The sequence below is a fragment of the Pseudomonas sp. GW822-FHT03F04 genome (assembly GCF_058801405.1).
The window spans coordinates 92,928-117,883 of the sequence record NZ_JBXANF010000010.1; the positions used below are offsets into that span (position 1 = coordinate 92,928).

General features: G+C 60.4%; 19 protein-coding genes. 10 read left to right on the plus strand and 9 right to left on the minus strand.

What is annotated here, in order from left to right:
- Positions 1-13: 13 nt before the first annotated feature.
- Positions 14-1,993 carry a bifunctional tRNA (5-methylaminomethyl-2-thiouridine)(34)-methyltransferase MnmC2/FAD-dependent 5-carboxymethylaminomethyl-2-thiouridine(34) oxidoreductase MnmC1 gene (gene mnmC, locus AC1RMX_RS22905; protein ID WP_493073084.1) on the minus strand — a complete coding sequence of 660 codons (1,980 nt, stop codon included), beginning with the start codon at positions 1,991-1,993 and terminating at the stop codon, positions 14-16.
- A gap of 173 nt (positions 1,994-2,166) precedes the next feature.
- On the opposite strand from mnmC, the gene pap reads away from it, so the two are divergent.
- Both pap and AC1RMX_RS22915 read left to right on the plus strand, forming a co-directional pair.
- The gene (gene pap / locus AC1RMX_RS22910) at positions 2,167-3,681 is read left to right on the plus strand and encodes a polyphosphate:AMP phosphotransferase (RefSeq protein ID WP_493073086.1); all 1,515 of its coding nucleotides are present in this window, start codon (positions 2,167-2,169) and stop codon (positions 3,679-3,681) included.
- A gap of 102 nt (positions 3,682-3,783) precedes the next feature.
- The gene (locus AC1RMX_RS22915; RefSeq protein ID WP_493073088.1) at positions 3,784-4,968 is read left to right on the plus strand and encodes a thiolase family protein; all 1,185 of its coding nucleotides are present in this window, start codon (positions 3,784-3,786) and stop codon (positions 4,966-4,968) included.
- On the opposite strand, the gene AC1RMX_RS22920 is transcribed toward AC1RMX_RS22915, so the two are convergent.
- A complete protein-coding gene (locus tag AC1RMX_RS22920; RefSeq protein ID WP_096821005.1) occupies positions 4,965-5,165 on the minus strand; it encodes a DUF6316 family protein in 201 nt (66 codons plus the stop codon). The two genes, AC1RMX_RS22915 and AC1RMX_RS22920, sit on opposite strands and share 4 nt — an antisense overlap.
- Before the next feature lie 210 nt (positions 5,166-5,375).
- Between AC1RMX_RS22920 and AC1RMX_RS22925 the strand changes: the two genes are divergently transcribed.
- The gene (locus AC1RMX_RS22925) at positions 5,376-6,335 is read left to right on the plus strand and encodes a DMT family transporter (protein ID WP_096821006.1); all 960 of its coding nucleotides are present in this window, start codon (positions 5,376-5,378) and stop codon (positions 6,333-6,335) included.
- 37 nt (positions 6,336-6,372) lie between these two features.
- On the opposite strand, the gene AC1RMX_RS22930 is transcribed toward AC1RMX_RS22925, so the two are convergent.
- Positions 6,373-7,767: a class II fumarate hydratase gene (locus AC1RMX_RS22930; RefSeq protein WP_096821007.1), complete on the minus strand. Its 1,395-nt coding sequence runs from the start codon at positions 7,765-7,767 to the stop codon at positions 6,373-6,375.
- Positions 7,768-7,960: 193 nt separating this feature from the next.
- Between AC1RMX_RS22930 and AC1RMX_RS22935 the strand changes: the two genes are divergently transcribed.
- The 5 genes from AC1RMX_RS22935 to AC1RMX_RS22955 all read left to right on the plus strand — a co-directional run bounded on the left by AC1RMX_RS22935 (position 7,961) and on the right by AC1RMX_RS22955 (position 12,283).
- Complete coding sequence (locus tag AC1RMX_RS22935; protein WP_096821008.1) at positions 7,961-8,479, plus strand: DUF2059 domain-containing protein; 519 nt, start codon at positions 7,961-7,963, stop codon at positions 8,477-8,479.
- A gap of 12 nt (positions 8,480-8,491) precedes the next feature.
- Positions 8,492-8,791, plus strand: a complete 300-nt coding sequence (locus AC1RMX_RS22940) for a BolA family protein (RefSeq protein WP_096821009.1) — start codon at positions 8,492-8,494, stop codon at positions 8,789-8,791.
- A gap of 102 nt (positions 8,792-8,893) precedes the next feature.
- Positions 8,894-9,835, plus strand: a complete 942-nt coding sequence (gene trhO, locus AC1RMX_RS22945; protein ID WP_096821010.1) for an oxygen-dependent tRNA uridine(34) hydroxylase TrhO — start codon at positions 8,894-8,896, stop codon at positions 9,833-9,835.
- 35 nt (positions 9,836-9,870) lie between these two features.
- Positions 9,871-10,473 (plus strand): DsbA family protein, encoded by a 603-nt coding sequence (locus AC1RMX_RS22950; RefSeq protein WP_176504858.1) that lies wholly within the window; start codon positions 9,871-9,873, stop codon positions 10,471-10,473.
- Positions 10,466-12,283 carry an ABC transporter ATP-binding protein gene (locus tag AC1RMX_RS22955; protein ID WP_096821011.1) on the plus strand — a complete coding sequence of 606 codons (1,818 nt, stop codon included), beginning with the start codon at positions 10,466-10,468 and terminating at the stop codon, positions 12,281-12,283. The genes AC1RMX_RS22950 and AC1RMX_RS22955 overlap by 8 nt, the downstream gene beginning before the upstream one ends.
- Before the next feature lies 1 nt (position 12,284).
- Here AC1RMX_RS22955 and AC1RMX_RS22960 read toward each other — a convergent pair whose 3' ends face one another.
- Entirely contained in the window at positions 12,285-16,436 is a 4,152-nt protein-coding gene (locus AC1RMX_RS22960; protein ID WP_493073090.1) for a hypothetical protein, read from the minus strand.
- Between the two features lie 218 nt (positions 16,437-16,654).
- On the opposite strand from AC1RMX_RS22960, the gene AC1RMX_RS22965 reads away from it, so the two are divergent.
- Both AC1RMX_RS22965 and AC1RMX_RS22970 read left to right on the plus strand, forming a co-directional pair.
- Positions 16,655-19,117, plus strand: coding sequence for an EAL domain-containing protein (locus tag AC1RMX_RS22965; protein WP_493073092.1), 2,463 nt, complete (start codon positions 16,655-16,657; stop codon positions 19,115-19,117).
- Positions 19,118-19,196: 79 nt separating this feature from the next.
- Positions 19,197-19,958, plus strand: coding sequence for an iron-containing redox enzyme family protein (locus AC1RMX_RS22970; RefSeq protein WP_493073093.1), 762 nt, complete (start codon positions 19,197-19,199; stop codon positions 19,956-19,958).
- Positions 19,959-20,023: 65 nt separating this feature from the next.
- On the opposite strand, the gene AC1RMX_RS22975 is transcribed toward AC1RMX_RS22970, so the two are convergent.
- The 5 genes from AC1RMX_RS22975 to AC1RMX_RS22995 form a co-directional block, all read right to left on the minus strand.
- On the minus strand, positions 20,024-20,950 hold the full coding sequence (locus tag AC1RMX_RS22975; protein WP_096821014.1) for a GGDEF domain-containing protein: 927 nt from the start codon (positions 20,948-20,950) through the stop codon (positions 20,024-20,026).
- 362 nt (positions 20,951-21,312) lie between these two features.
- Complete coding sequence (locus tag AC1RMX_RS22980) at positions 21,313-22,053, minus strand: YciK family oxidoreductase (RefSeq protein WP_007950904.1); 741 nt, start codon at positions 22,051-22,053, stop codon at positions 21,313-21,315.
- Positions 22,054-22,120: 67 nt separating this feature from the next.
- Positions 22,121-22,792 carry an N-acetylmuramic acid 6-phosphate phosphatase MupP gene (gene mupP, locus AC1RMX_RS22985; RefSeq protein WP_096821015.1) on the minus strand — a complete coding sequence of 224 codons (672 nt, stop codon included), beginning with the start codon at positions 22,790-22,792 and terminating at the stop codon, positions 22,121-22,123.
- Between the two features lie 4 nt (positions 22,793-22,796).
- Entirely contained in the window at positions 22,797-23,495 is a 699-nt protein-coding gene (gene ubiG / locus AC1RMX_RS22990; protein ID WP_007950906.1) for a bifunctional 2-polyprenyl-6-hydroxyphenol methylase/3-demethylubiquinol 3-O-methyltransferase UbiG, read from the minus strand.
- A gap of 57 nt (positions 23,496-23,552) precedes the next feature.
- Positions 23,553-24,887: a TRZ/ATZ family hydrolase gene (locus AC1RMX_RS22995; RefSeq protein WP_102620488.1), complete on the minus strand. Its 1,335-nt coding sequence runs from the start codon at positions 24,885-24,887 to the stop codon at positions 23,553-23,555.
- Between the last annotated feature and the right edge of the window lie 69 nt (positions 24,888-24,956).

Genomic DNA, 24,956 nt, shown 5'->3' on the forward strand with positions numbered 1-24,956 from the left:
TTCGCAGAGGGCGTCATTTGCCACGAATCAGTCGGCGCAGGGCAAAGCGGTTGGGATGACAGGCTTCGGCCACGGCTCTGGGCAGCGGCAGCGGTTCGTTGTCCAGCCATGCCGCGAGCAACTCGCCAGACAATGGCGCGGTGATCAAACCGCGTGAACCATGGCCACTGTTGACGTACAGACCGTCCAGCCACGGGCAGGGAGTGTCCGGCACTTGCCGGGCATCCTTGCTCAAGGCGCGATAAGCCTCGGTGAAGGCTTCGCGGTCGGCCAGTGGACCGACAATCGGCAGGTAGTCAGGGCTGGTGCACCGGAAGGCTGCGCGGCCCTGAAGGCTGTCAGCATCGAGCTCGCTGATGTGCAGACGGCTGACCAGATCCGTGGAGATCTCTTCGAGCATCGCCAGATTGCCCAGATGTTCGGCGGTGGTCGGGGTCAGGTCGTCGCTGTTGAAATCGAAACTGGCACCGAGGGTGTGTTCGCCCAACCGTGCCGGTGCCACATAGCCTTCGGCGCAGACCACCGTGGCCAGTGCCTGGCTTTGCGCGGTCTGCGCCAGTCGGGTGATCTGCCCGCGAATACGCTTGAGGGGCAGGTCGGCACTCTGGGGGAAACGCTTGATCTCGGCGGCACCGGCCAGCACCACGACGGGCGCTGTTGCGATCAATCGTTCACCGTCGAAGGCTTGCCACTGACCTTCGACCTTGCGCAGCTCCACGGCTTCCTGATGGGTGAGCAGCGTGACGCCAGGCTGTGCGGATTGTGCCTGACACAGGGCCGGCGGATGCACCCAGCCGCCCTCGGGATAATACAAACCGCCGTGCGCCAGACCGATCCCGGCGCGGGCCTGAGCCTCGGGTTGATCGAGCCATTGCAGAAGGTCTTCAGGAAACGCGGCCGCCAGTTGCGCCTGCCGCTCGCGTTCCTTTTCATTGAACGCCAGTTGCAGCACGCCGCAGTCATCCCAGTCGGTGCCACGTTGCAGGGTTTCCAACAGGCGGCGGGTGTAGCCGAAACCGCTGACGATCAACTGCGACAACGCGGTGCCGTGTGCAGACAATTTCAGATACAGCACGCCTTGGGGATTGCCCGAGGCTTCCTGCGCCACCGCCGCATGCCGTTCCAGCAGACTGACCTGCCAACCCCGCGCCGCGAGGCTGGCCGCCGTGGCGCAACCCGCCAGACCGGCACCGATCACCAAGGCGCGACGCTCACTGCTCAACGGAGCCGGGCGGGCGAACCAGGGTTTGTCTGCCGCCGGTGGTGGAGCCTCCTCTGGCCAGCCGAGAAACTCGCCGCGCAAAATTTCCCATTTGTGACCGATGCCCGGCGTGCGCTTCATTTTGAAACCGGCGGCGTTGAGCAGTCGTCGCACCCAACCGGTGCTGGTAAAGGTGCTGATGGTCGAGCCGGGCGCCGCCAGCCGGGCCAGTTCGGCGAACAGTTCGGCAGTCCACATCTCGGGGTTTTTCGCCGGGGCGAAACCGTCGAGAAACCACGCGTCGATCTGGCCGTCCAGTTGCGGCAACTGCTCCAGCGCATCGCCGATCAACAGCGTCAGGGTCACTCGACCGTGATCCAGAACAATGCGCTGGAAACCCTGATGGATTGCCACGTAATGCTTGAGCAGTTGATCGGACAGTGGCTTGAGATCCGGCCACAGCGCCAGCGCCCGCTGCAGATCGGCGGGGCTCAGCGGAAACTTTTCGACGCTGACGAAATGCAGCCGCGCACCGGCCACCGCGTGCTGTTCGAACAACTGCCAGGCGCAGAGAAAATTCAGCCCGGTGCCAAACCCGGTTTCACCGATCACCAGTCGCCCGCCCGCCGGCAACGCGGCAAAGCGCTCGGCCAGACGGTTCTGTTCGAGGAACACGTAGCGGGTTTCATCCAGCCCTGACTGATCGGAAAAATACACATCGTCGAACACTCGCGAACGCGGGCGTCCCTGGTCATCCCAGTCGAGTTGGGCGTGGGGCATTACAGGTTTCATGGCAGGCTCGGCAACGGCAAGGCGGCCATTCTAGCCGATCACGCGGGCGGCGCTTGATCCATGGCAAGCCTTGCCGCTGATGACTCAAGGACAATCCGCCGCCGGCGGGAATTTCTGTGCCGTGTCTGTGCCCAATCCGCTAGTCTTGCTGAATCCTGGAAGGAGCCGTCCCTATGTTCGAATCCGCTGAAATCGGTCACGCCATCGACAAAGAAACCTACGAAGCCGCCGTGCCCGCCCTGCGTGAAGCACTGCTTGAAGTCCAGTTCGAATTGCAGCAGCAAAAGCGCTTTCCGGTGATCATTTTGATCAACGGCATCGAAGGCGCCGGGAAGGGCGAGACAGTGAAGCTGCTCAACGAATGGATGGACCCGCGCCTGATCGAAGTGCGCACGTTCGACCAGCAGACCGACGAAGAACTGGCACGACCACCGGCCTGGCGTTACTGGCGGATGCTGCCGGCCAAGGGACGGATGGGGATTTTCTTCGGCAACTGGTACAGCCAGATGCTGCAGGGCAGGGTGCACGGCTTGTTCAAGGACCCGCGACTGGATCAGGCGATTGCCGGCGCCGAGCGTCTGGAAAAGATGCTGTGCGATGAGGGCGCGCTGATCTTCAAGTTCTGGTTTCACCTGTCCAAGAAACAGATGAAAGCGCGCCTCAAGGCGTTGGCCGATGACCCGTTGCACAGCTGGCGGATCAGCCCGCTGGACTGGCAGCAGTCAGAGACCTACGACAAGTTCGTCAAATACGGTGAGCGCGTGTTGCGTCGCACCAGCCGCGATTACGCGCCGTGGCATGTCATCGAAGGGATGGACGCGCATTACCGCAGTCTGACGGTCGGCAAGATTCTGCTCGAAGGCCTGCAGAATGCGCAGAAGCGCCCCGACGTCCACCCGCACGATGTCAACGCCCAGCCGCTGGGTACATCGGTGGATCAGTTGAACCTGCTCGACAGCCTCAACCTGACCCAGCGCCTGGAAAAGAAAGACTATGAAGAACAACTGATCACCGAGCAGGCGCGACTGTCCGGGCTGATGCGTGACAAACGCATGCGCCGTCACGCGCTGGTGGCGGTGTTCGAAGGCAACGATGCGGCGGGCAAGGGCGGGGCGATCCGTCGGGTCGCGGCGGCGCTCGACCCGCGTCAGTACAACATCGTGCCGATTGCCGCACCGACCGAAGAGGAACGGGCACAGCCGTATCTGTGGCGCTTCTGGCGGCACATTCCGGCCCGGGGCAAGTTCACTGTGTTCGACCGATCCTGGTACGGCCGGGTGCTGGTGGAGCGGGTCGAGGGTTTTTGCAGCACCGCCGACTGGATGCGCGCCTACGGCGAAATCAACGACTTCGAGGAGCAACTCGCCGACGCCGGCGTGATCGTGGTCAAGTTCTGGCTGGCGATCGACAAGGACACGCAGATGGAGCGTTTCCAGGAGCGCGAAGAGATCCCGTTCAAGCGCTTCAAGATCACCGAAGACGACTGGCGCAACCGCGACAAGTGGGACGCGTACCGTGGGGCCGTGGGCGACATGGTCGACCGCACCAGTACCGAAATCTCGCCGTGGACGCTGGTCGAGGCCAACGACAAGCGCTGGGCCCGGGTCAAGGTGCTGCGCACGATCAACCGTGCACTGGAAGAGGCCTTCGAGAAGTCCGACAGGCACGCCAAGAAACACAAGGACTGAAACAATGGGCACGCATACGCGAGGTGAATGATTGTCGCAGTCGGCGATTGGGTGGACTTATGCTCGGTCCACTCTCAACCGACTACAACAATGAGGTATGCCATGCGTGAAGTGGTGATCGTCGACAGCGTGCGGACCGGCCTGGCCAAGTCCTTTCGCGGCAAGTTCAACCAGACCCGTCCCGATGACATGGCGGCCCATTGTGTAAACGCCTTGCTGTCGCGCAACGACGTCGACCCGGCCAGCGTCGAGGACTGCATCGTTGGCGCCGGTTCCAATGAAGGCGCCCAGGGCTACAACATCGGCCGTAACGTGGCGGTGCTTTCGCAACTGGGCACCGGAACGGCGGGCATGACCCTCAACCGTTTCTGCTCTTCGGGTTTGCAGGCGATTGCGATTGCCGCCAACCAGATCGCTTCGGGTTGCAGCGACATCATCGTCGCCGGCGGTGTCGAGTCGATCAGCCTGACCCTGAAAAGCGTCAATACCGATCACCTGATCAACCCGTTGCTCAAGCAGCAGACGCCCGGCATCTACTACACCATGGGCCAGACCGCCGAAGTGGTGGCGCGTCGTTATGGCGTCAGCCGCGAGGCTCAGGATCGCTACTCGCTGCAAAGTCAGATCCGCACCGCCCAGGCGCAGGCAGCCGGCCTGTTCAACGATGAAATCGTGCCGATGGCGGTGAAGTACCGGGTTGAAGACAAGAACAGTGGCGAGGTGCAGATCCTCGACGGCCTCGTCGATCACGATGATTGCAACCGCCCGGACACCACCTATGAAAGCCTCGCCGGGTTGAAGCCGGTGTTTGCCGAGGACGGTTCAGTGACCGCCGGCAACTCGTCGCAGTTGTCCGATGGTGCCTCGATGACGCTGGTGATGAGCCTGGAAAAAGCCCTGCAACTGGGGCTCAAGCCGAAGGCGTTTTTCCGCGGTTTCACCGTGGCCGGTTGCGAGCCGGACGAAATGGGCATCGGCCCGGTGTTCTCCGTACCGAAGCTGCTCAAGGCCAAGGGGCTGCAGGTAGCCGATATCGATCTGTGGGAACTGAACGAAGCGTTTGCCTCGCAGTGCCTGTACGCCCGTGATCGTCTGGAAATCGACAACGAAAAGTACAACGTCAACGGCGGTTCGATTTCCATCGGCCATCCGTTCGGCATGACCGGATCGCGGCAGGTCGGGCATCTGGTGCGCGAACTGCAACGACGCAACCTGCGTTACGGGATCGTGACCATGTGCGTGGGCGGTGGGATGGGCGCGACCGGGTTGTTTGAAGCGGTGCGCTAAAACGGTCTGCCGGAATCCATCATTTGCATCCGCGCGATGTACGCGCGGATTTCCTGCTCGGCTTTCTCGGGGCTGTCGAACGGCCCTTCGAGGGTGTTCTCCCGGGTGCTGAAAAACAGTTCGCCGTTGACCCGGCACACCCGGTCGCTGCGAAAGTGCGTGGCGGGGGCGGTGTCCTGGGCGCGCATTCCGAACATGATCGATCTCCTTGAGCGCTGCGCTGAATGGGATCCAAAGAGCTTATGCCTGAACCACTTGCAGCGCTTCGTCAGCCGATCAACGGCAACGCGTCAATTTAATGCTGCGACCTGCACAGTTTCATTAGCGGCTTGAGCGCAACTGTTCCTGTGTCGGCCGGGGCTCTGCGCCTAGAATGAGCGCTCCTGTCATTGGCTTTCGGGGTTCTCATGCACGTTTCGTCGGGTCGCTGGGTGTACGGCATGTTCCTGGCCTTGTTGACCGCGTTTCTGTGGGGAATCCTGCCGATCAAGCTCAAGCAGGTGCTGCAGGTGATGGACCCGATCACCGTGACCTGGTTTCGCCTGACGGTGTCCGGCGGCTGTCTGTTCATTTATCTGGCGGCGACCAAGCGGTTGCCGAGTCGCAAGGTGCTCGGGCCCAAGGGCGGCTGGCTGGTGCTGATGGCGGTGCTCGGGCTGGTGGGCAATTACGTGCTGTACCTGATGGGCCTGAACCTGCTCAGCCCCGGCACCGCTCAGTTGGTGGTGCAGATGGGGCCGATCATGTTGTTGATCGCCAGTCTGTTCGTGTTCAAGGAACGCTTCAGTATGGGTCAGGGCATGGGGCTGGCGGTGCTACTGATCGGCTTCGCGCTGTTCTTCAATCAGCGTCTGGCGGAGTTGCTCACATCGTTGTCTGACTACACCGCCGGTGTGTTGCTGGTGCTGCTGGCATCGACGGTCTGGACGTTCTATGCGCTGGGCCAGAAGCAATTGCTGACGGTATGGAATTCGTTGCAGGTGATGATGGTGATCTACCTGTTCTGCGCCTTGTTGCTGACGCCGTGGGTTCATCCGCTCGAAGCGCTGGAGCTGAGCCCGTTGCAGGGCTGGTTGCTGCTGGCGTGCTGCATGAACACCCTGATCGCCTACGGCGCGTTTGCCGAGGCGCTGGCGCATTGGGAGGCCTCGCGGGTCAGTGCGACGCTTGCGATCACGCCGTTGGTGACGTTTGGCGCGGTGGCGGTGGCGGCCGGGGTGTGGCCGGAATATGTGCATGCCGAGCAAATCAATTTGCTGGCGTATGGCGGGGCGGTGCTGGTGGTGCTGGGGTCGGCGCTGGTGGCGCTCGGGCCTTCGCTGATTGCCGGGCTCAAGGCCCGGCGGGCGAAACTGTTGGTCGGATGATCCTTCCCGCGCCAGGCGTGGGAAGGATCGGGATGACTCAGCCCTTGGCGCCAGCCTCGATCATGTTCTCCGGCCGCACCCAGGCATCGAACTCTTCATCGGTCAGATACCCCAGTTCCAGCGCTGCCTCGCGCAAGGTTTTGCCTTCGCTGTAGGCCTTCTTGGCGATTTCTGCCGACTTGTCGTAACCGATGTGCGGGTTGAGCGCCGTCACCAGCATCAGGCCGCGTTCCAGATGTTGCGCCATGACCTTGGCATCCGGCTCCAGTCCGGCGACGCAGTGCTGCTGGAAGTTGCTGCAGCCATCGGCCAGCAGGCGGATCGATTGCAGCAGGTTGTGGATGATCACCGGTTTGAACACGTTCAACTGCAAGTGCCCCTGACTGGCGGCGATACCGATCGTCACATCGTTGCCCAGCACCTGGCAGGCGAGCATCGACAGCGCCTCGCACTGGGTCGGGTTGACCTTGCCGGGCATGATCGAGCTGCCCGGTTCGTTGGCCGGCAGCCGCACTTCGGCAAAACCTGCACGTGGGCCGGAGCCGAGCAGACGCAGGTCGTTGGCGATTTTCATCAGCGCCACGGCGAGGGTTTTCAGGGCGCCGGAAAGCGTGGTCAGTGGCTCATGGCCGGCGAGGGCGGCGAACTTGTTCGGCGCGGTGACGAACGGCAGGCCGGATAACGCCGCCAGTTCCGCGGCAATCGCTTCGCCGAAACCGTGGGGCGAGTTGAGCCCGGTACCGACGGCGGTGCCGCCTTGAGCCAGTTCGCAGACCGCCGGCAACGCCGCGCGAATCGCCCGTTCGGCGTAATCCAGCTGCGCGATGAAGCCGGAGATCTCCTGGCCGAAGGTGATCGGCGTGGCGTCCATCATGTGAGTGCGACCGGTCTTCACCAGTTTCATGTGCCGCGCCGACAGCTCGGCCAGGCCACCCGACAGCTCGGCGATGGCCGGCAGCAGTTGGGTCTGCACCGCCTGCGCGGTGGCAATACTCATGGCGGTGGGGAAGCAGTCGTTGGAGCTCTGCGAGCGGTTGACGTGATCGTTGGGATGCACTGGCGACTTGCCGCCGCGCGGGTTGCCGGCCAGTTCGTTGGCGCGGCCGGCAATCACTTCGTTGGCGTTCATGTTGCTCTGGGTGCCGCTGCCGGTCTGCCAGACCACCAGCGGGAACTGGTCGTCGTGCTGGCCTTCGAGCACTTCGTCGGCGGCCTGTTCGATCAGGCGGGCGATGTCGGCGGGCAGATCGCCGTTGCGGTCATTGACCCGGGCCGCGGCTTTCTTGATCAGTGCCAGGGCGTGCAGCACCGGCAAGGGCATGCGTTCCTGACCGATGGCAAAGTTGATCAGCGAGCGTTGCGTCTGAGCGCCCCAGTAAGCGTCGTCCGGGACTTCGATCTGGCCCAGGCTGTCGGTTTCGATACGGCTCATCGTGCACACTCCTGTTGGTCTGTTTGCGCAGTTTAGGCCCGGTGGGGCCCAAGTGGTTCCATCCGTTCGATTGTTGCCCCGCCAGGCTCCGCCAATCAAGCGCGGCAAGGCTCGGGGGTTGAGCCGCAGCGTTATTCAGGCGCAGAATGGTCGCCCTTGGGGTTTTACCTCGCCTAGCTGAAAAGGAAACTCGATGACTCGTCTTCGTGCCATCTGCACCGCGGTTGCCCTGGTTTGCGCCAGCGGCCAGGTGTTCGCCGATACCGCCAGCCACAACGCCAGTGCCGAAACTTTCCTGACCCTGGCGCACGCTGACAAGCTGGGCACTCCGGTGTACATGCAAGTGCAGCAGATGTTTGCCCAGCGTTTTGAACAGACCAAGGCGCCGGAATCCAAGAAAACCGTACTGGATACCTACCAGGCCAAGGCCAACGCCGCCCTGGACCAGGCCATCGGCTGGAACAAGCTGAAGCCGGACATGGTCAAGCTCTACACCAGCACCTTCAGCGAACAGGAATTGAAAGACCTGGTCGCGTTCTACCAGTCGCCACTGGGCAAGAAAGTCCTGGAAAAAATGCCGCAGCTGACTCAGCAATCGGCCCAGATGACCCAGGCCAAACTGGAAAGCGCAGTACCGGTCGTCAACAAATTGCTGGACGACATGACCAACGAGCTGGCACCGAAAGGCGCTGCTCCGGCCAAGAAGAAGTAAGCGGAGTTCGTGATGACCATGCAACAACGCATCGAATCGACGCTGGCGCTGCTTCAGCCTGAGCATCTGCAAGTGCTGGACGAAAGCCACATGCACAGTCGCGGGTTGCAGACCCACTTCAAGGCAGTGGTGGTCAGCGCGCAGTTCGAAGGTCTGAACCGGGTCAAGCGCCACCAGAAAGTCTACGGCACGCTCGGCGAGCTGATGGGCGAGTTCCATGCGTTGGCGCTGCACACCTACACCCCGCAGGAATGGTCAGAGGTGGGCGCCGCTCCGGCGTCGCCGACCTGTGCCGGCGGCAGCAAGCATTAAACGTCGGTTTTTTGCTAGAATCCGCAACGCGCCGCTCACCCGGCGCGTTTTTTTTCGCATCCGGTTCACCCTTTACGAGGGTAGCCACCTGGAGAAATACCCATGACACAACCGATTGTCGTGGCGGCACTGTACAAGTTCGTCACCCTCGAAGATTACGTCAACCTGCGCGAGCCCTTGCTGCAAGCGATGGTCGACAACGGCATCAAAGGCACCCTGCTGATCGCCGAAGAAGGCATCAACGGCACGGTGTCCGGCAGCCGTGAAGGCATCGACGGGCTGCTGGCCTGGCTGCGCAACGATCCGCGCATGATCGATATCGATCACAAGGAATCGTATTGCGACGAGCAGCCGTTCTATCGCACCAAGGTCAAGCTCAAGAAAGAGATCGTGACCCTGGGCGTCGAAGGCGTCGATCCGAACAAGAAGGTCGGCACCTACGTCGAGCCGCAGGACTGGAACGCGCTGATCAGCGATCCGGAAGTGCTGCTGATCGACACCCGCAACGATTACGAAGTCTCGATCGGCACCTTCGAAGGCGCCATCGATCCGAAAACCACCAGTTTTCGCGAATTCCCCGACTACATCAAAGAACACTTCGACCCGGCCGTGCACAAGAAGGTCGCGATGTTCTGCACCGGTGGCATCCGCTGCGAGAAAGCCTCGAGCTACATGCTGGGCGAAGGCTTTGAAGAGGTTTACCACCTCAAGGGCGGCATCCTGAAGTACCTCGAAGAGGTGCCGCAGGAAGAGACCAAATGGCAGGGCGACTGCTTTGTGTTCGACAACCGCGTGACCGTGCGCCATGACCTGAGCGAAGGCGACTACGATCAGTGCCATGCCTGCCGTACCCCGGTCAGCGTTGAAGATCGCGCTTCTGAGCATTACGTGGCTGGCATCAGCTGCCCGCACTGCTGGGACACCCTGAGCGAGAAGACTCGCCGCAGCGCCATCGACCGTCAGAAACAGATCGAACTGGCAAAAGCGCGCAACATGCCGCACCCGATCGGCTACAACTATAAGCAAGCATCCACCGAGGCTTAATCATGTCTGCACGCCTGCTCTATGTGATGGATCCGATGTGTTCGTGGTGCTGGGGATTTGCCCCGGTGGCCAAGGCATTGGTGGAGCAGGCGCAGGCAGCCGGGGTGGAGCTGCACCTGGTGGTCGGCGGGTTGCGCACCGGCAGCGGTGCGGCGCTGGAGCCGACCACCCGGCGCTACATTCTCGAGCACTGGCAGGCGGTCACCGAGGCCACCGGCCAGCCGTTCAAGCTGGAAGGCGCGTTGCCGGACGGCTTTGTCTACGACACCGAGCCAGCCTGCCGGGCCATTGTCACCGCGCGCAGCCTGGCGCCGGATTGCGCGTGGAAACTGGTCGGGTTGATCCAGCACGCGTTTTACGCTGAAGGTCGCGATGTCACCCAGGCCAGCGTTCTGGTGGAGCTGGCAGAGAAGGCCGGCGTCCCCCGCATCGAATTTGCTGCCCTGTTTGATCATGCCGATCAACACAAGGCGACCCAGGCCGATTTCAGTTGGGTGCAGGATCTGGGCATCGCCGGATTTCCGACCCTGCTCGCCGAGCGCAATGGCCAGCTGGCGTTGCTGACCAACGGTTACCAGCCGCTCAGTGAACTGTCGCCGCTGCTCGGCCGATGGCTGGAGCGCGCCGCCTGTGTCTGACCCGGCCGATGACACGCCAGCCGTCAAGCGTGTCGACCGGCTGAGCTGGGCTGAAGTCCGGCGTCTGGCTCTTCATCACAAAAAATCCCTGTGGATCGCCAACGGCGTGGCCGTACTGGCGACGCTGTGCAGCGTGCCGATTCCGTTGCTGCTGCCGTTGCTGGTGGACGAAGTCCTGCTTGGCCATGGCGATGCCGCACTGAAAGTCATGAACCATGCGCTGCCGACGATGTGGCAGCAGGCGGCAGGCTACATCGGCCTGATGCTGGTGGTGACGTTGACCCTGCGCTGCAGTGCCCTGTGTTTTGGCGTGTTGCAGGCGCGTTTGTTTGCACGGCTGGCCAAGGACATCGTTTATCGCATTCGCGTGCGGCTGATCGAGCGTCTGAAACGGATCTCCCTGGGTGAATACGAAAGCTTGGGCAGCGGTACGGTCACCACGCACCTGGTCACCGACCTCGACACCCTCGACAAGTTTGTCGGCGAAACCCTCAGTCGTTTCCTGGTGGCGATGCTGACGCTGGTCGGCACCGCAAGCATCCTGATGTGGATGCACTGGAAACTGGCGCTGCTGATCCTGTTGTTCAACCCGCTGGTGATCTACGCCACGGTGCAGTTGGGCAAACGGGTCAAGCACCTGAAGAAGCTGGAGAACGACAGCACCTCGCGTTTCACCCAGGCGCTGAGCGAAACCCTCGATGCGATCCAGGAAGTGCGCGCCGGCAACCGACAGGGCTTTTTCCTCGGGCGCCTCGGCCTGCGAGCCCAGGAAGTGCGCAATTACGCGGTCAATTCGCAATGGAAGACCGACGCCTCCAACCGGGCCAGCGGTCTGCTGTTCCAGTTCGGCATCGACATTTTCCGCGCAGCGGCGATGCTCACGGTGCTGTTCTCCGACCTGTCGATCGGCCAGATGCTCGCGGTGTTCAGCTACCTGTGGTTCATGATCGGCCCGGTCGAACAACTGCTGAACCTGCAATACGCCTATTACGCCGCCGGCGGTGCGCTGACCCGGATCAACGAACTGCTGGCTCGCGCCGACGAGCCGCAATACCCGGGCGGCGTCGATCCGTTCAAGGGCCGCGATACCGTTGGCATCGAGGTGCAGGGTCTGAGCTTTGGTTACGGCGATGAACTGGTGCTGGATCAGATGAACCTGTCCATCGCACCGGGCGAAAAAGTGGCGATTGTCGGCGCCAGCGGCGGCGGCAAAAGCACCCTAGTGCAACTGCTGCTGGGTCTGTACACACCGCTGGCCGGCACCATTCGTTTCGGCGGATCGACCCAGCAGGAAATCGGCCTGGAAACAGTTCGGGAAAATGTCGCGGTGGTGCTGCAGCATCCGGCGCTGTTCAACGACACCGTACGCGCCAACCTGACCATGGGCCGTACCCGCAGTGACGAAGCGTGCTGGCAGGCACTGGAAATCGCCCAGCTTGAAGCGACTATCCGCGCCTTGCCGGATGGACTCGACAGCATCGTCGGCCGCTCCGGCGTGCGCCTGTCCGGCGGCCAGCGGCAGCGTCTGGCGATTGCGCGGATGATCCTCGCCGAGCCGAAAGTGGTGATCCTCGACGAAGCCACCTCGGCCCTCGACGCCGCCACCGAATACAACCTGCACCAGGCCATGGCGCGCTTTCTCCATGGCCGCACCACGCTGATCATCGCCCACCGCTTGTCGGCGGTGAAGCAGGCGGACCGGGTGCTGGTGTTCGACGGCGGGCAAGTGGCCGAGGATGGCGACCATCAGCAACTGATTGCCGATGGCGGGTTGTACGCCAAGCTGTATGGGCATTTGCAGCGGATGTAAGTCATTTCCAGAGAACCTGCAGTGCGTCTGCTTCGCCTCTGTGACCGAACTCCTTCATGACCAGTGAGCAAGACCCGCAGGGTGGCATCGTGGTAGCGATGTCAACCGATCTCAGCTCTAGTGGATCAGGGTACTTATCACGTATCACACGAATCAATTTGCTTTCACTGTCCAGTGAGGTCGGTCGTGCTGCCAGTGCTGGTGTGTAGGTGTCGATGTCCTTGATGGTCAGTGGCACAGCAGTCAGGCGCCCTTTGTCGGTCAACTCCAGGTTCGTCTTGCCGACAGTCAGGTTGTAATCGACGTTGATGTACGTGGTGTCGCCGATTTTTACGTGGCTGGTACCCAAGTGGCGAAAGATGGGCAGGTGTTTGGTTGTGCCATTAGCGCCAGAAACACTCACGTAAATTTCGCGTGCGCCCTTAGCGTTGATGACCTCGACATAGGCAATGTTTCGGGCATTGTCTGTACGGTCGAATCGGCTCAGCAGGTTTTGCAGTCTTTGCATTGTGTCTTCGATGCGCAGCGACACGTTGGCAACGGGTGGCTTGATCGCCGGTGACAGAAACAGGGTGTCGAAAATTTCCGCCGTTCGCTGCCGCAAAGCCTCTGGAGCGTCCTTGCTTCGTGCCCACGTGGTGGCACCTTCGGCGCGCTTTGCTACGATCATTCGCGTCGAATGGTCGAACATCAGTGCTTCACCGGGGCTGGTGTCCACCTTCAGCCATTTCATGCCAGCAGACGGATTAGCGGTCGTGCCGAGTGGAATAGCGATCTCATCCATGGTTTTCAGGGCGCGCTCGACCTCTGTAACCGTGTGGATCCGTGCCGTGTTGTTGGCATTGAGCGACCCGGTATAAACCGTCTTCAGTTCCTCCGCCAGTTCTACAGGCAGGGTTTGTGCCTTGCGTAAAACCAGAGGATCGGAAAGAGTCTGTCCGGGCAAGCGTTCGGCGACGTAAAAATCCCCGGCGTTGAGGCGGGTGAATACATAGTGTTTCGAGTCATCTTTCGCGGGAACGATGATCGCTCCGACTTCAAGAGTATCGAACCTTTTTGAGCGATCGTAGGGCAGGCGAACCTTGATGCGCGCATAGATTCCCTTTTGAAACTCCAATGATGCATTGAGTTGCTTGTAGGTCTTGATGGCGCTTGTCAGTAATGGCTGAGATGAGATGGCCGGTGTGTAAATGGTATCGCCGAACCACGGCGCCCATCCCTTGCTTGTGTCTTGACTGTTCGGGGGAGGCGTCGGCGCTGGAGTCCGGGTGACATAACTCGTTTTGCATACATCGCTGCCCGGTGCTCGTCGCGCCCGGCAAGGTATGGATTTGAACATCGACGTTTCATCGATCAGGTCGGCGCGACGCAATTGATCGCCATTCAGTCGATAAGGGATGTCATCAATCAATAGCGTGGTTCGACCATCGACCTCCAGCACTTCACGAATGTGGGCGCTTTCCGGGAGTTCGGCGAGCACGTGGGATTCAGAGGGTGGCAAGGTTTTGAAGGTGGATTGGCCGTGGATCAGGTGACCAGGGTTGTTGCTCAGGCGCGGGCCATAGGGCAAAGACGTGGCAGGATCAACAAGGTGGAATCGGCTCAGGTCTGTTGGACTGGTGTTGCGTACGAGGATGTCGTCTACGCCATTGATGCTCGCCAGTTGATCGCCCTGGGTCAGTGGTTTCCAGTGGCCGGGGTCCATGGCCTGTGGCAGGTTGTGAATCAGACGGTAGTTGTCGACCTGCCCGGTCAGTCGACGGATGCCCCCGAGACCCAGCCGGCCTGCGGCAAGCAACCCTTTGCCGGTGCCGAGTGCAAGTGACTTTGCCAGTGTCGGGATGCCATCCAGCGGGTTGAGGTTTTTCAGTGTGGAGGTTATCAACTTGCGCGACAGGGTTGAGAAAGATGGCAGGCTGGCTTTGACCACCATGCCTGTGACGCTGGCGCCGGCCCGGGCCAGTCGTACCGAACCCGAGATGAACTTGCCCACAGGGAAGATGAAGGACGCCAGATCGAGCAGTAATCCCAGACCGCCCATGACTTTGTTCCCGGTTCCCTCCGAGGAGAGATCATCAATGCTGCCCCAGAACGGTATAAAGCTCTTAACGATCGCCTCGAACACTGCAAGCCGGTTCTCGATTTTTGCCCGGATGGTATCGAAGGTCGTCACGCCGCGGGCCTGAATGCGCAGATGCTGTTCATCGACGTAAAGAAAATGCGTGGCGATGTGGTCTGCCAGTGCAATCAGTCGGGAGGATTCCAGCCCTGTTCCCGCTGCGTCTTTAACGGCCGAGCCCCGCGATACTCGGGCCACGACATCGAGAAATCCTATGTAGTAATGCCGAGCGGCGGGGATGGAACCTTTGGCATGAGCATCCCAGTCAAGCAGTAGCGACATGCTGTCCTTGCTTGAAAAGGTTTGTCCGGGGATGACCGCGTGCAACGGAAACTCGGTGAACACTCCATTCATGGTCGAAAACCTCAGTCCGGTTCTCTGACGAATGAAACCTGCGCTCGGGATGACCTCGTAATAGCTGAACTGGCCCTCCAGTAGCACCTTCAGTACGAAACCTTTTCTCGCCAGAGGTTCTGTATGAATGCCCGGTCTTGTTTTTGCACGCAGGCCCAGCACCTCTACATCACCATGTTCCAGCGTCCGGCGGTCAGCCAGCGGCAGGGATACCAGCAGACTGAGAATCAAGGTCTTGTACGCAGATCTGATGGTGGTCAGGTGCTTGTCGAACGCCGATGCAAACTCCGCATTGACATCCGGCAGCGGTTTGCCGGAAAGGTTGCGAACGATCCCGTCGGTAAACATCGGCCTATAGATGTCGTGTACTTTGCGTTCCGAGTAAAAGTACCGATCTTTGTCCATTCGGAACGTTTCGAGGGTTCGCGTTTTTCCATCTGGCTCGGTGAAAAACCATCGCTTTCCATCATCGAGCTGTCCGTCGGCATAGAGATCCAGAAACCCGTACCCTTCCAGTTTCAGTGACGGCATGTCTCTGAAACCCAGAGCGGCCGGCGGATCGTCCCGCAGGAGTTTGCGTCCGTCCGTCTCCAGTACATGACTACCCAAGGCATCGTCTTTCATTCGCTTGGCCATCTGCAATCTGTCCGGCGGGCGTAGTTCCAGTGATTGCACGGCCTTGTTCAGGCTTTCACTATGGCTTTCCAGCGCCGCCATTGCTCGTTTGATTTCCTCATCGGTGTAGTCGGATGCTTCTCGTGACTGAACGATGCCCATGCAGACTGCCCAGTCGAGTGCCGGGCTCAGTCTCAGTCGCGCAATTTTTTCAAATTCCTCGGTTGAAGCGTTCGTGCTGCGCTCCAGAGGCAGATTGACGAGCTGTTGAAAAGAAAGCGGCTGCAATCGATCAAGGCCAAGTTCGTCAGCCAGCAATACGCCATGCATGAAATTGACCCACACCACCGAGCTCTTGTAGTGAAGATCGGACGGGATGTCGCCCACGGTGAAATCTTTTGCCTCGCGGGTGTACAGCACATGGGCCAGCACTATTGCTTCTTTGCTATCGGCAGCGCGCCGAGCTTTCAGCAGGTGCTGTTCGAAAGCACTGCGCAGGGTCTGGTAGCTTTTGCCCCAGTGTGCCGGGTCTTGCCAACTGAAGCCTTCGAGTGCGTGTGGGTGATCGACCGAAGGCGCACGCACATAGAGGCGGATGGCTTTACACAAGAGTTGGTAGCGGATGGACGCTGGAGTCTGTTCGCCGGGGTTTGCACCGTACCACTTGAGTTGTTTCAACAGCTGCTCGGTCAGTGCCGTTGCTTGGGTCGAGTCGAGTATTTTCTGCAGCCATACCGACGGTGTCGCGCGCAGTTGCTCGACGGACGCGCTCGAAAGGACGTCTGCGCCCAGATGCTTTATCAACGTGGACTGGCCGCTCATAACGCTCGTTACGGTGTCGACGATACGGTTATCGGTGATTTTTGCCATGTACATTTGTATGGGCATGGACAGCGCAAGCTGAGGCGATGCGCGTTTAAGTGCCTTGTAGTGTTTCTGGTCCCGTGTGTCGGGCGTGGGAACCAGGTCTTCGATGTCGGGGCCCTGATCAAGTCCCAATGCCTGTCTGGCACGAAACTCCTGGGTGTCCGGTGTGTCGGTTGTAGCGAGAGGGGTCGATGTCATGCTGCACTCCGCGAGAACGATTTCCTGCCCTGAGAGGGGGGAACTGGAGTGCCAATAAAACGCCGTCAGCAACTTGTATGGCGTTACATATATATAACCCTGCGTTTGTACTGAATCAGGGCTGATCCGCCGCTTGCCGGAACCTCGAACGCCTCCTAGTCTTTGGAGGTTGGTCTGATAGAGACGGACGATCAGGCAGTGACCACGCAAGGAATCCAATGAAACAAAAGCGGACTCTCGGAACGCCTCGGTTGCTGGGCATCGTCTGGCCATTTATCGCCGTCGTGTTGTTTCAAGCCTTGCTGGGGGGCGTGAGCCTTTACGTCCTGTCGGCCGTTCGCGGCTATGTCGCGGGCGAGAGCCTCTGGTCCAAGGGTCAGAAAGACGCGATCTATTACCTCAATCTGTATGCCGACAGCCGAGACGAGGCGATTTATCTCAAATACCAGAACGCAATCGCCGTGCCTCAGGGCGGCCATCAGTTGCGCCTGGCACTGGACAAGCAACCGCCCGACCTGCAAGCGGCGCGCGAGGGCATCCTCAAGGGCGGCAACCACCCGGACGATGTCTCCAGCCTGATCTGGCTGTACCTGAATTTCCGTCACTTCAGTTATCTGGAAACCGCCATCGACCGCTGGACGCTGGGCGATGCCTACCTGGTGGAGCTCGATGACGTGGCGCAGGAGATGCACCGACGCATCACCGCCAATGCCGCCACTGATGCCGATATCCGGCGCTGGAAAGACCGGATCTTTGCGATCAACGATGGCGTGACGCCTGCCGCCAAGGCTTTCAGTGATGCGCTTGGTGAGGGGTCACGGGTGATTCTGCGCCTGCTGCTGTTCACCAACCTCGCCACCGCGCTGGGCCTGATCGTGCTGGCGCTGCTGCGCACCCGCAAACTGCTCAAGCAGCGGCATGCCTTCGCCGAAGCACTGCAACTGGAAAAGGATCGCGCGCATGTCACGCTGCATTCGATTGGCGATGGGGTAATCACCACCGATGTGAGCGGTGCGATCGACTACATGAACCCGGCCGCCGAGGCGTTGACACACTGGAAGGCCGAGCAGGCTGCCGGTCTGCCGCTGGCGGCGTTGTTCAATTTGCTGGATGACAATGCCCAGACCGAAGGGCTGACCCTGATCGAGCACATTCTCAGTGGCCAGCTCACCGGCGGCAGCGAACACTCGAAGCTGATCCAGCGACTGGACGGCAGCACCGTTTCGGTGACTCTGGTCGGCGCGCCGATCCGCAATGCGGGCAAGGTCAGCGGGAGGGTGCTGGTGTTGCACGACATGACGCAGGAGCGGCAATACATCGCCAATCTTTCATGGCAGGCCACTCACGATGCGTTGACCGGCCTGGCCAACCGCCGCGAGTTCGAGTATCGCCTCGAGCAGGCCTTGCATAATCTGACCCGGCAGCCCGGGCGACATGCGCTGATGTTCCTCGATCTCGATCAGTTCAAACTGGTTAATGACACCTGCGGGCATGCGGCGGGCGATGAGTTGCTGCGGCATATCTGTGCGTTGCTGCAATCAGGCCTGCGCGAGGGCGACACGCTGGCGCGGCTGGGCGGCGACGAGTTCGGCATCCTGCTGGAGAACTGCGCACCGGAGGCGGCCGAGAAGATCGCCGAGGGGTTGCGTCAGACGGTGCAGAACCTGCATTTCGTCTGGAAGGGGCGGCCGTTCCTGACCACCGTCAGCATTGGTCTGGTGCATGTCGCGCAAACGCCAACCACCCTTGAAGCCTCGCTGCGGGCGGCCGACATGGCCTGCTACATGGCCAAGGAAAAGGGCCGCAACCGGGTGCAGGTCTACCATGCCGACGACTCGGAACTGTCCCTGCGTTTCGGTGAGATGGCCTGGGTACAGCGCCTGCACATGGCCCTGGAGGAAAACCGCTTCTGTCTCTATGCCCAGGAAATCGCCCCGTTGGGTTCGGTTGCCGGCGGCGCGGGCGGGCACATTGAAATTCTGTTGCGCCTGCATGACGAGGCGGGTCGGATGATTCTGCCGGACAGTTTCATACCGGCGGCCGAGCGTTACGGTTTGATGACGTCACTCGATCGTTGGGTTGTGCAGAATGTATTTAAGGTAATTGCTCAATGTATTAACGAAGAGTGCGAACGGCCTCTGGCAATGTGTGCGATTAATCTTTCAGGCATTACTATCGGAGATGACGCGTTCTTGCACTTTCTGCGAGAACAGTTTGATAACTATTCCGTTCCTCCTGAAATGATTTGTTTTGAAATTACAGAAACCAGTGCCATTGCAAATCTTGGCAGTGCAATCCGATTTATTAATGAACTCAAAGGCTTGGGTTGTTACTTCTCGCTGGACGACTTTTGCGCCGGAATGTCTTCATTCGCTTATTTGAAACATTTGCCTGTAGACTTCCTGAAGATCGACGGGAGTTTCGTAAAGGATATGCTGGACGACCCGATTAACCGCGCTATGGTCGAAGTGATCAACCACATCGGGCATGTCATGGGTAAGCAGACAATTGCCGAGTTTGTCGAAACAGCCCAGATCGAGCAGGCATTGCTTGAAATCGGCGTGGATTACGCTCAGGGTTATGTCATCGAACGCCCGCAATTGTTTACCTGTGACAGTTTGCAAAGTCGGCCCGCCAGACCGCAGCCGCTGTTGTTCAAGGCGCCTGGCACGTTCCGTTGAAGTCTCTCGCCGATCCTTACAATCACAAATCAAAAGGAGCCGAACAGTGATCGACACATTCAACCGAACCGGACCACTCATGGAAGCTGCAAGTTATCCTGCCTGGGCACAACAGTTGATTCAGGATTGCAGCGAGAGCAAACGCCGGGTTGTCGAACATGAACTTTACCTGCGCATGCGTGATAACAAGCTCAGCGCCAAGACCATGCGCCAGTACCTGATCGGGGGCTGGCCCGTCGTTGAGCAGTTCGCGTTGTACATGGCGCAGAATCTCACCAAGACCAAGTTCGCCCGTCACCCGGGTGAAGACATGGCGCGGCGTTGGCTGATGCGCAACATCCGCGTCGAACTCAACCATGCTGATTACTGGGTGAACTGGAGTCGGGCCCACGGCGTGAGCCTGGAAGACCTGCAGGCCCAGCAAGTGCCGCCGGAATTGCATGCCCTGAGTCACTGGTGCTGGCACACCAGTTCGGCGGATTCGCTGATCGTGGCCATTGCCGCCACCAACTATGCGATCGAGGGCGCGACCGGGGAGTGGTCGGCGCTGGTCTGTTCGACCGGTGTGTACGCCGCCGCTTTCCCTGAAGAAGACCGCAAGCGGGCCATGAAGTGGCTGAAGATGCACGCCCAGTACGATGATGCCCACCCGTGGGAAGCGCTGGAAATCATCTGCACCCTGGCCGGGATGAACCCGAGTCGGGCCTTGCAGGTGGAACTGCGCCAGGCCGTGTGCAAGAGCTATGACTACATGTACCTGTTCCTCGAGCGCTGCATGCAGCTGGAGTTGACGGAGCGGGTGCTGGTCGGGCGCGAGCGACGGGCGCTGGTCGAGAGCTAGTTTCGGCGACATCCATAAAAAAACGGGAGCCTGTGTGCTCCCGTTTTTTATTGGCCTGATAAGGTTCAGCCGGCCATTGTCAGGCGATTGCGTCCCTCGCGCTTGGCGACGTACAGCGCGCTGTCGGCGCGGCGCAGCAGGCTGTCAGCGGATTCGCCCGGCAGCAGGGTCGAACAACCGAGGCTCACGGTCAGTTCGATCAACTGGCCATCGGCGTAGTAGTCCTGGGCTTGTGCTGCATAGCGCAGGCGTTCGCCAACCATTGCGGCGGCTTCGCGGCTGGTGTTGGACAGCAGGATCAGGAACTCTTCCCCGCCATAGCGAAATACCATGTCGACGTTGCGCAACTGATCCTTGATCGATGCCGCGACGGCTTTGAGCACTTCATCGCCGGCCGTGTGTCCATGGCTGTCGTTGACCTGTTTGAAATGGTCGATGTCCAGCATCAGCAGCGACAACGGTTGCAGGTGTCGACGCGACATCTCGATTTCCCGCTGCAGGGTCTGCTCCATGGCGATGCGGTTGCCGGCGCCGGTCAATGGATCGCGCAGCGCGGTTTGCGTCGCGACACGATAGAGCAGTGCATTGCGCATCGGGTACAGCAGGGACGACAGGAGTGACTCCAGATTGCCCAGTTCCTGTTCGCTGAAACGCTGGTTGCGGCGAAACACCAGTTCGCCCATGTGCTCGCCGTCGTGGCTGAGGCTGTAGCTGGCGGAATGATGACCACGGGCACCGAATTCCAGGCGCAAGTCACTGCCGCTGTGCACATAGCTCAAGGCATCGAGCGGCACCAGACGCTGAACTTCGCGGAAGAACAGACCCAGGATACGTTGGGGCTCAAGGCTGGTTTGCAGTTGCAGGCTCATTTGCTGGCGCAATTGCGCCAGGCTGACAGGTCGCTCCAGAAGCGGAGGCAACTGACCAAAGCCCAGGCGTTGCAATTTGGCACTGTCGAAGTCAATTGCAGTGGTCTGGGAGGGTGATTTCATATGGCGTGAGCCCCTAAGCAGTAAGTCTGTCTTACAGGCTGGGTGAGAGCGGCTATGGGCTGCGCGTCATACTGATCCATCAGTCCCGTAGGACATTTGGCGTAAGTTTAGTCTGCCCGATGACGATTAGTCAGCTATCGAATCAGGCCTTGCCCGACTGCCTTCACTCGGCGTGCTTTCAGGGAATGTAGAGCGAAAGTCGTGCCATTCAGTTCAGGTTTTATTAAAACCGTTGCGAATCAAAGGCTTGAGTTTTGTGTGAGGAAAGAGGTGGTGGTTATTTGACTGAAACAGGCCTGCGCAAAGCGGCAAATGCCTGCCGCGACGGGAATCCGCCGCGGCAACAAATGCGACGTATGGCACTACTGAGCGTTGAATGCCTGGCCGTTGATACCCGTGCTGTCCGGGCCCATCAGGTACAGATAGACCGGCATGATCTCTTCCGGAGTCGGGTTGTTCAGCGGGTTTTCGCCCGGGTAAGCCTGAGCGCGCATGCTGGTGCGGGTGGCGCCCGGGTTGATGCTGTTGGAGCGCACCGGGGCGACGTTTTCGACTTCGTCGGCCAGGGTTTGCATCAGCCCTTCGGTGGCGAACTTGGACACGCCATAGGCACCCCAGTACGCGCGGCCCTTGCGCCCGACGCTGCTGGAGGTGAACACCACCGAGGCGTCCTGCGAGAGCTTGAGCAGCGGCAACAGGGTGCTGGTCAGCATGAACATCGCGTTGACGTTGACCTGCATGACGCGCATGAAGTTTTCACCGGACAGCTGTTCGATCGGCGTACGCGGGCCGATGATCGAGGCGTTGTGCAGCAGACCGTCGAGGTGGCCGAACTCGGTCTCGATCATCGCCGCCAGCTCATCGTATTGATGGGGCAGGGCGGTTTCGAGGTTGAACGGGATCACCGCCGGCTGCGGATGCCCGGCCGCTTCGATCTCGTCGTAGACCTGGGTCAGGTTGGCTTCGGTCTTGCCCAGCAGCAACACGGTCGCACCGTGGGCCGCGTAGGTCTTGGCGGCCGCCGCACCGATGCCGCGACCGGCACCGGTGACCAGAATGACCCGATCCTTGAGCAATTCGGGGCGAGCGGAGTAATCAAACATATAAAACCTCTAATCCATTAACTTCTGATCGCTCCCACGACCGGCATGGGAATGCAGTGGACACGATTCAGCAACTGCAGAGTGCGTTATCCAGCACCTTGCGCAACTCCAGCGGATGATCCACCACCACGTCCGCGCCCCAGTGCCGCGGGTTGTCGTCCGGGTGAATGTAGCCATAGGTCACGGCGGCAGTCCTGGTGCCCGCGTCACGGCCGGATTCGATATCGCGCAGATCATCGCCGATAAACAGAACGCTCGATGGATCCAGATCAAGCATCTTGCAGGCGAGGATCAGCATCTCGGGATCCGGCTTGCTGTTCTTCACGTGATCCGGGCAGATCAGCAGGGCCGAGCGCTCGGCCAGCCCCAGTTGCTGCATGATCGGTTCGGCGAAGCGCAATGGCTTGTTGGTGACCACACCCCAGACCAGATTGGCTTTTTCGATGTCGGCCAGCACTTCGCCCATGCCGTCGAACAGCTTGCTGTGCACGGCGCAGCCGGCGAGGTAGCGCTCGAGGAACTCAAGGCGTAACTCCTCGAAGCCCGGTGATTCCGGATCCATCGAAAACGTCACTGCGACCATGGCCTTGGCGCCGCCGGAGATTTCGTCGCGGATGTGCTTGTCGTTCATCGGCGGCAAACCGCGATCCGCGCGCATCGCCTGGCAAATGGCGATGAAATCCGGCGCGGTGTCGAGCAGCGTGCCGTCCATGTCGAAAAGGACTGCTCTGATGGCCATCGGCTTACTCCTCGCGCAGGGTCTGGATCATGTAGTTGACGTCAACGTCCGCCGCCAGCTTGTAGTGCTTGGTCAGCGGGTTGTAGGTCAGGCCGATGATGTCCTTGACGGTGAGGCCGGCCATGCGGCTCCACGCACCCAGCTCGGATGGGCGAATGAATTTCTTGAAGTCGTGGGTGCCGCGCGGCAGTAGCTTCATGATGTATTCGGCGCCGACGATGGCGAACAAATACGCCTTCGGGTTGCGGTTGATGGTGGAGAAGAACACCTGACCGCCGGGTTTGACCATGCGGAAGCAGGCGCGGATCACCGAGGACGGATCCGGTACGTGCTCGAGCATTTCCAGGCAGGTGACGACGTCGAACTGCTCGGGCATTTCTTCAGCCAGGGCTTCGGCGGTGATCTGCCGGTATTCGACGTTCACGCCGGATTCCAGCTGATGCAGTTGCGCGACCGCCAGCGGCGCTTCGCCCATGTCGATACCGGTCACGGTCGCGCCGCGCTGGGCCATGGCTTCGCTGAGGATGCCGCCGCCGCAACCGACGTCGAGGACTTTCTTGCCAGCCAGGTTGACGCGCTCGTCAATCCAGTTGACCCGCAGCGGGTTGATGTCGTGCAGTGGTTTGAACTCGCTTTCGCGGTCCCACCAGCGATGGGCCAGTGCTTCGAATTTGGCGATTTCGGCGTGGTCGACGTTGCTCATGATTCAATCCTCTAAAACTTGAAAAAGGCTGTAGCCCCGGAGTTTGCCCCGGGGTGTTTACGATTCGGTGTGGCCGCTGATGCGACGGCCCCAGGCCCGGGCGGTTTCGCCCAGCTGCTGTTCGTCCAGGCGCGTCAGGCGCCGGTCGTCGAGTAATTGCTTGCCGGCGACCCACAGGTGTTTCACACAGTCCCGGCCGGTGGCGTAAATAAGTTGCGAGACCGGGTCATAGACCGGTTGCTGTGCCAGGCCGGACAGATCGAACGCGACAATGTCCGCGGCCTTGCCGAGTTCCAGGGAGCCGGTCTCGGCTTCGATCCCCAAGGCCCGCGCGCCGTTCAGCGTGGCCATGCGCAGCGCCCGATGGGCGTCCAGCGCGGTGGCCGAGCCAGCAACAGCCTTGGCCAACAGTGCAGCCGTGCGGGTTTCGCCCAGCAGGTCCAGATCATTGTTGCTCGCCGCGCCATCGGTGCCGACCGCGACGTTGACCCCGGCCTGCCACAGGCGCTCGACCGGGCAGAAGCCGCTGGCCAGTTTCAGGTTCGACTCCGGGCAATGGATCACATTGGTGTTGCTTTCTACCAGCAACGCCAGGTCGTCATCGCTGATCTGGGTCATGTGCACGGCCTGGAAGCGCGGCCCGAGCAGGCCAAGTCGGCCGAGGCGGGCCAGCGGGCGTTCGCCGCGCTGTTCAACGGCCTGTTGCACTTCGAAAGCGGTTTCGTGGACGTGCATGTGAATCGAGGCGTCCAGCTCTTCGGCGATCACGCGGATTTTTTCCAGGTTCTCATCGCCGACGGTGTAGGGTGCGTGAGGGCCAAAGGTAATCTTGATACGTTCGTGATGCTTCAGATCGCCGAACAGTTCGACGCCCTGACGAATGGCTTCATCGGCGCTGGCAGCGCCCGGAATCGGGAAATCGAGGATCGGAATGGCGATCTGCGCACGGATTCCGCTGTTGTGCACGCGCTCACTGGCAACCTTCGGGAAGAAATACATGTCCGAGAAACAGGTGATGCCACCTTTTATCTGCTCGGCGATGGCCAGGTCAGTGCCGTCACGCACGAAATCTTCATCGACCCATTTGCCTTCGGCGGGCCAGATATGGTTTTCCAGCCAGGTCATCAACGGCAGATCGTCAGCGAGGCCGCGGAACAGGGTCATGGCGGCATGGCCATGAGCGTTGATCAGGCCGGGGCTGAGCAGTACGTCCGGCAATTCGCGGACTTCGGCGGCGTTACACTTCAAGGCTTCGGCGCGCGGGCCGATGAACACGATGCGACCGTCGCGGATGCCCAGGCCATGCTCCTTGAGCACAACGCCTGCGGGTTCGACGGGTACCAGCCAGGTCGGCAGCAATAATAAGTCGAGCGCAATGGCAGGTTTCGGCATCGAGGGTCGGTTCCAGTGCTTTTGTAAAGGATGGCGAAGTATACCCGAGCGTCTTCGCGGGGGGATCGC

Excerpts from the sequence above, each read along its gene's own strand:
- AC1RMX_RS22925 (WP_096821006.1), top strand. The coding sequence starts at position 5,376 with ATGCACGTTTCGTCGGGTCGCTGGGTGTACGGCATGTTCCTGGCCTTG.
- AC1RMX_RS22970 (WP_493073093.1), top strand. The coding sequence starts at position 19,197 with ATGGAAGCTGCAAGTTATCCTGCCTGGGCACAACAGTTGATTCAGGAT.
- AC1RMX_RS22965 (WP_493073092.1), top strand. The coding sequence starts at position 16,655 with ATGAAACAAAAGCGGACTCTCGGAACGCCTCGGTTGCTGGGCATCGTC.
- AC1RMX_RS22980 (WP_007950904.1), bottom strand. The coding sequence starts at position 22,053 with ATGTTTGATTACTCCGCTCGCCCCGAATTGCTCAAGGATCGGGTCATT.
- AC1RMX_RS22995 (WP_102620488.1), bottom strand. The coding sequence starts at position 24,887 with ATGCCGAAACCTGCCATTGCGCTCGACTTATTATTGCTGCCGACCTGG.
- AC1RMX_RS22930 (WP_096821007.1), bottom strand. The coding sequence starts at position 7,767 with ATGAGCCGTATCGAAACCGACAGCCTGGGCCAGATCGAAGTCCCGGAC.
- AC1RMX_RS22920 (WP_096821005.1), bottom strand. The coding sequence starts at position 5,165 with ATGTTCGGAATGCGCGCCCAGGACACCGCCCCCGCCACGCACTTTCGC.
- AC1RMX_RS22975 (WP_096821014.1), bottom strand. The coding sequence starts at position 20,950 with ATGAAATCACCCTCCCAGACCACTGCAATTGACTTCGACAGTGCCAAA.
- AC1RMX_RS22935 (WP_096821008.1), top strand. The coding sequence starts at position 7,961 with ATGACTCGTCTTCGTGCCATCTGCACCGCGGTTGCCCTGGTTTGCGCC.
- AC1RMX_RS22915 (WP_493073088.1), top strand. The coding sequence starts at position 3,784 with ATGCGTGAAGTGGTGATCGTCGACAGCGTGCGGACCGGCCTGGCCAAG.
- mnmC (WP_493073084.1), bottom strand. The coding sequence starts at position 1,993 with ATGAAACCTGTAATGCCCCACGCCCAACTCGACTGGGATGACCAGGGA.
- trhO (WP_096821010.1), top strand. The coding sequence starts at position 8,894 with ATGACACAACCGATTGTCGTGGCGGCACTGTACAAGTTCGTCACCCTC.
- ubiG (WP_007950906.1), bottom strand. The coding sequence starts at position 23,495 with ATGAGCAACGTCGACCACGCCGAAATCGCCAAATTCGAAGCACTGGCC.
- AC1RMX_RS22960 (WP_493073090.1), bottom strand. The coding sequence starts at position 16,436 with ATGACATCGACCCCTCTCGCTACAACCGACACACCGGACACCCAGGAG.
- AC1RMX_RS22940 (WP_096821009.1), top strand. The coding sequence starts at position 8,492 with ATGACCATGCAACAACGCATCGAATCGACGCTGGCGCTGCTTCAGCCT.
- pap (WP_493073086.1), top strand. The coding sequence starts at position 2,167 with ATGTTCGAATCCGCTGAAATCGGTCACGCCATCGACAAAGAAACCTAC.
- AC1RMX_RS22950 (WP_176504858.1), top strand. The coding sequence starts at position 9,871 with ATGTGTTCGTGGTGCTGGGGATTTGCCCCGGTGGCCAAGGCATTGGTG.
- mupP (WP_096821015.1), bottom strand. The coding sequence starts at position 22,792 with ATGGCCATCAGAGCAGTCCTTTTCGACATGGACGGCACGCTGCTCGAC.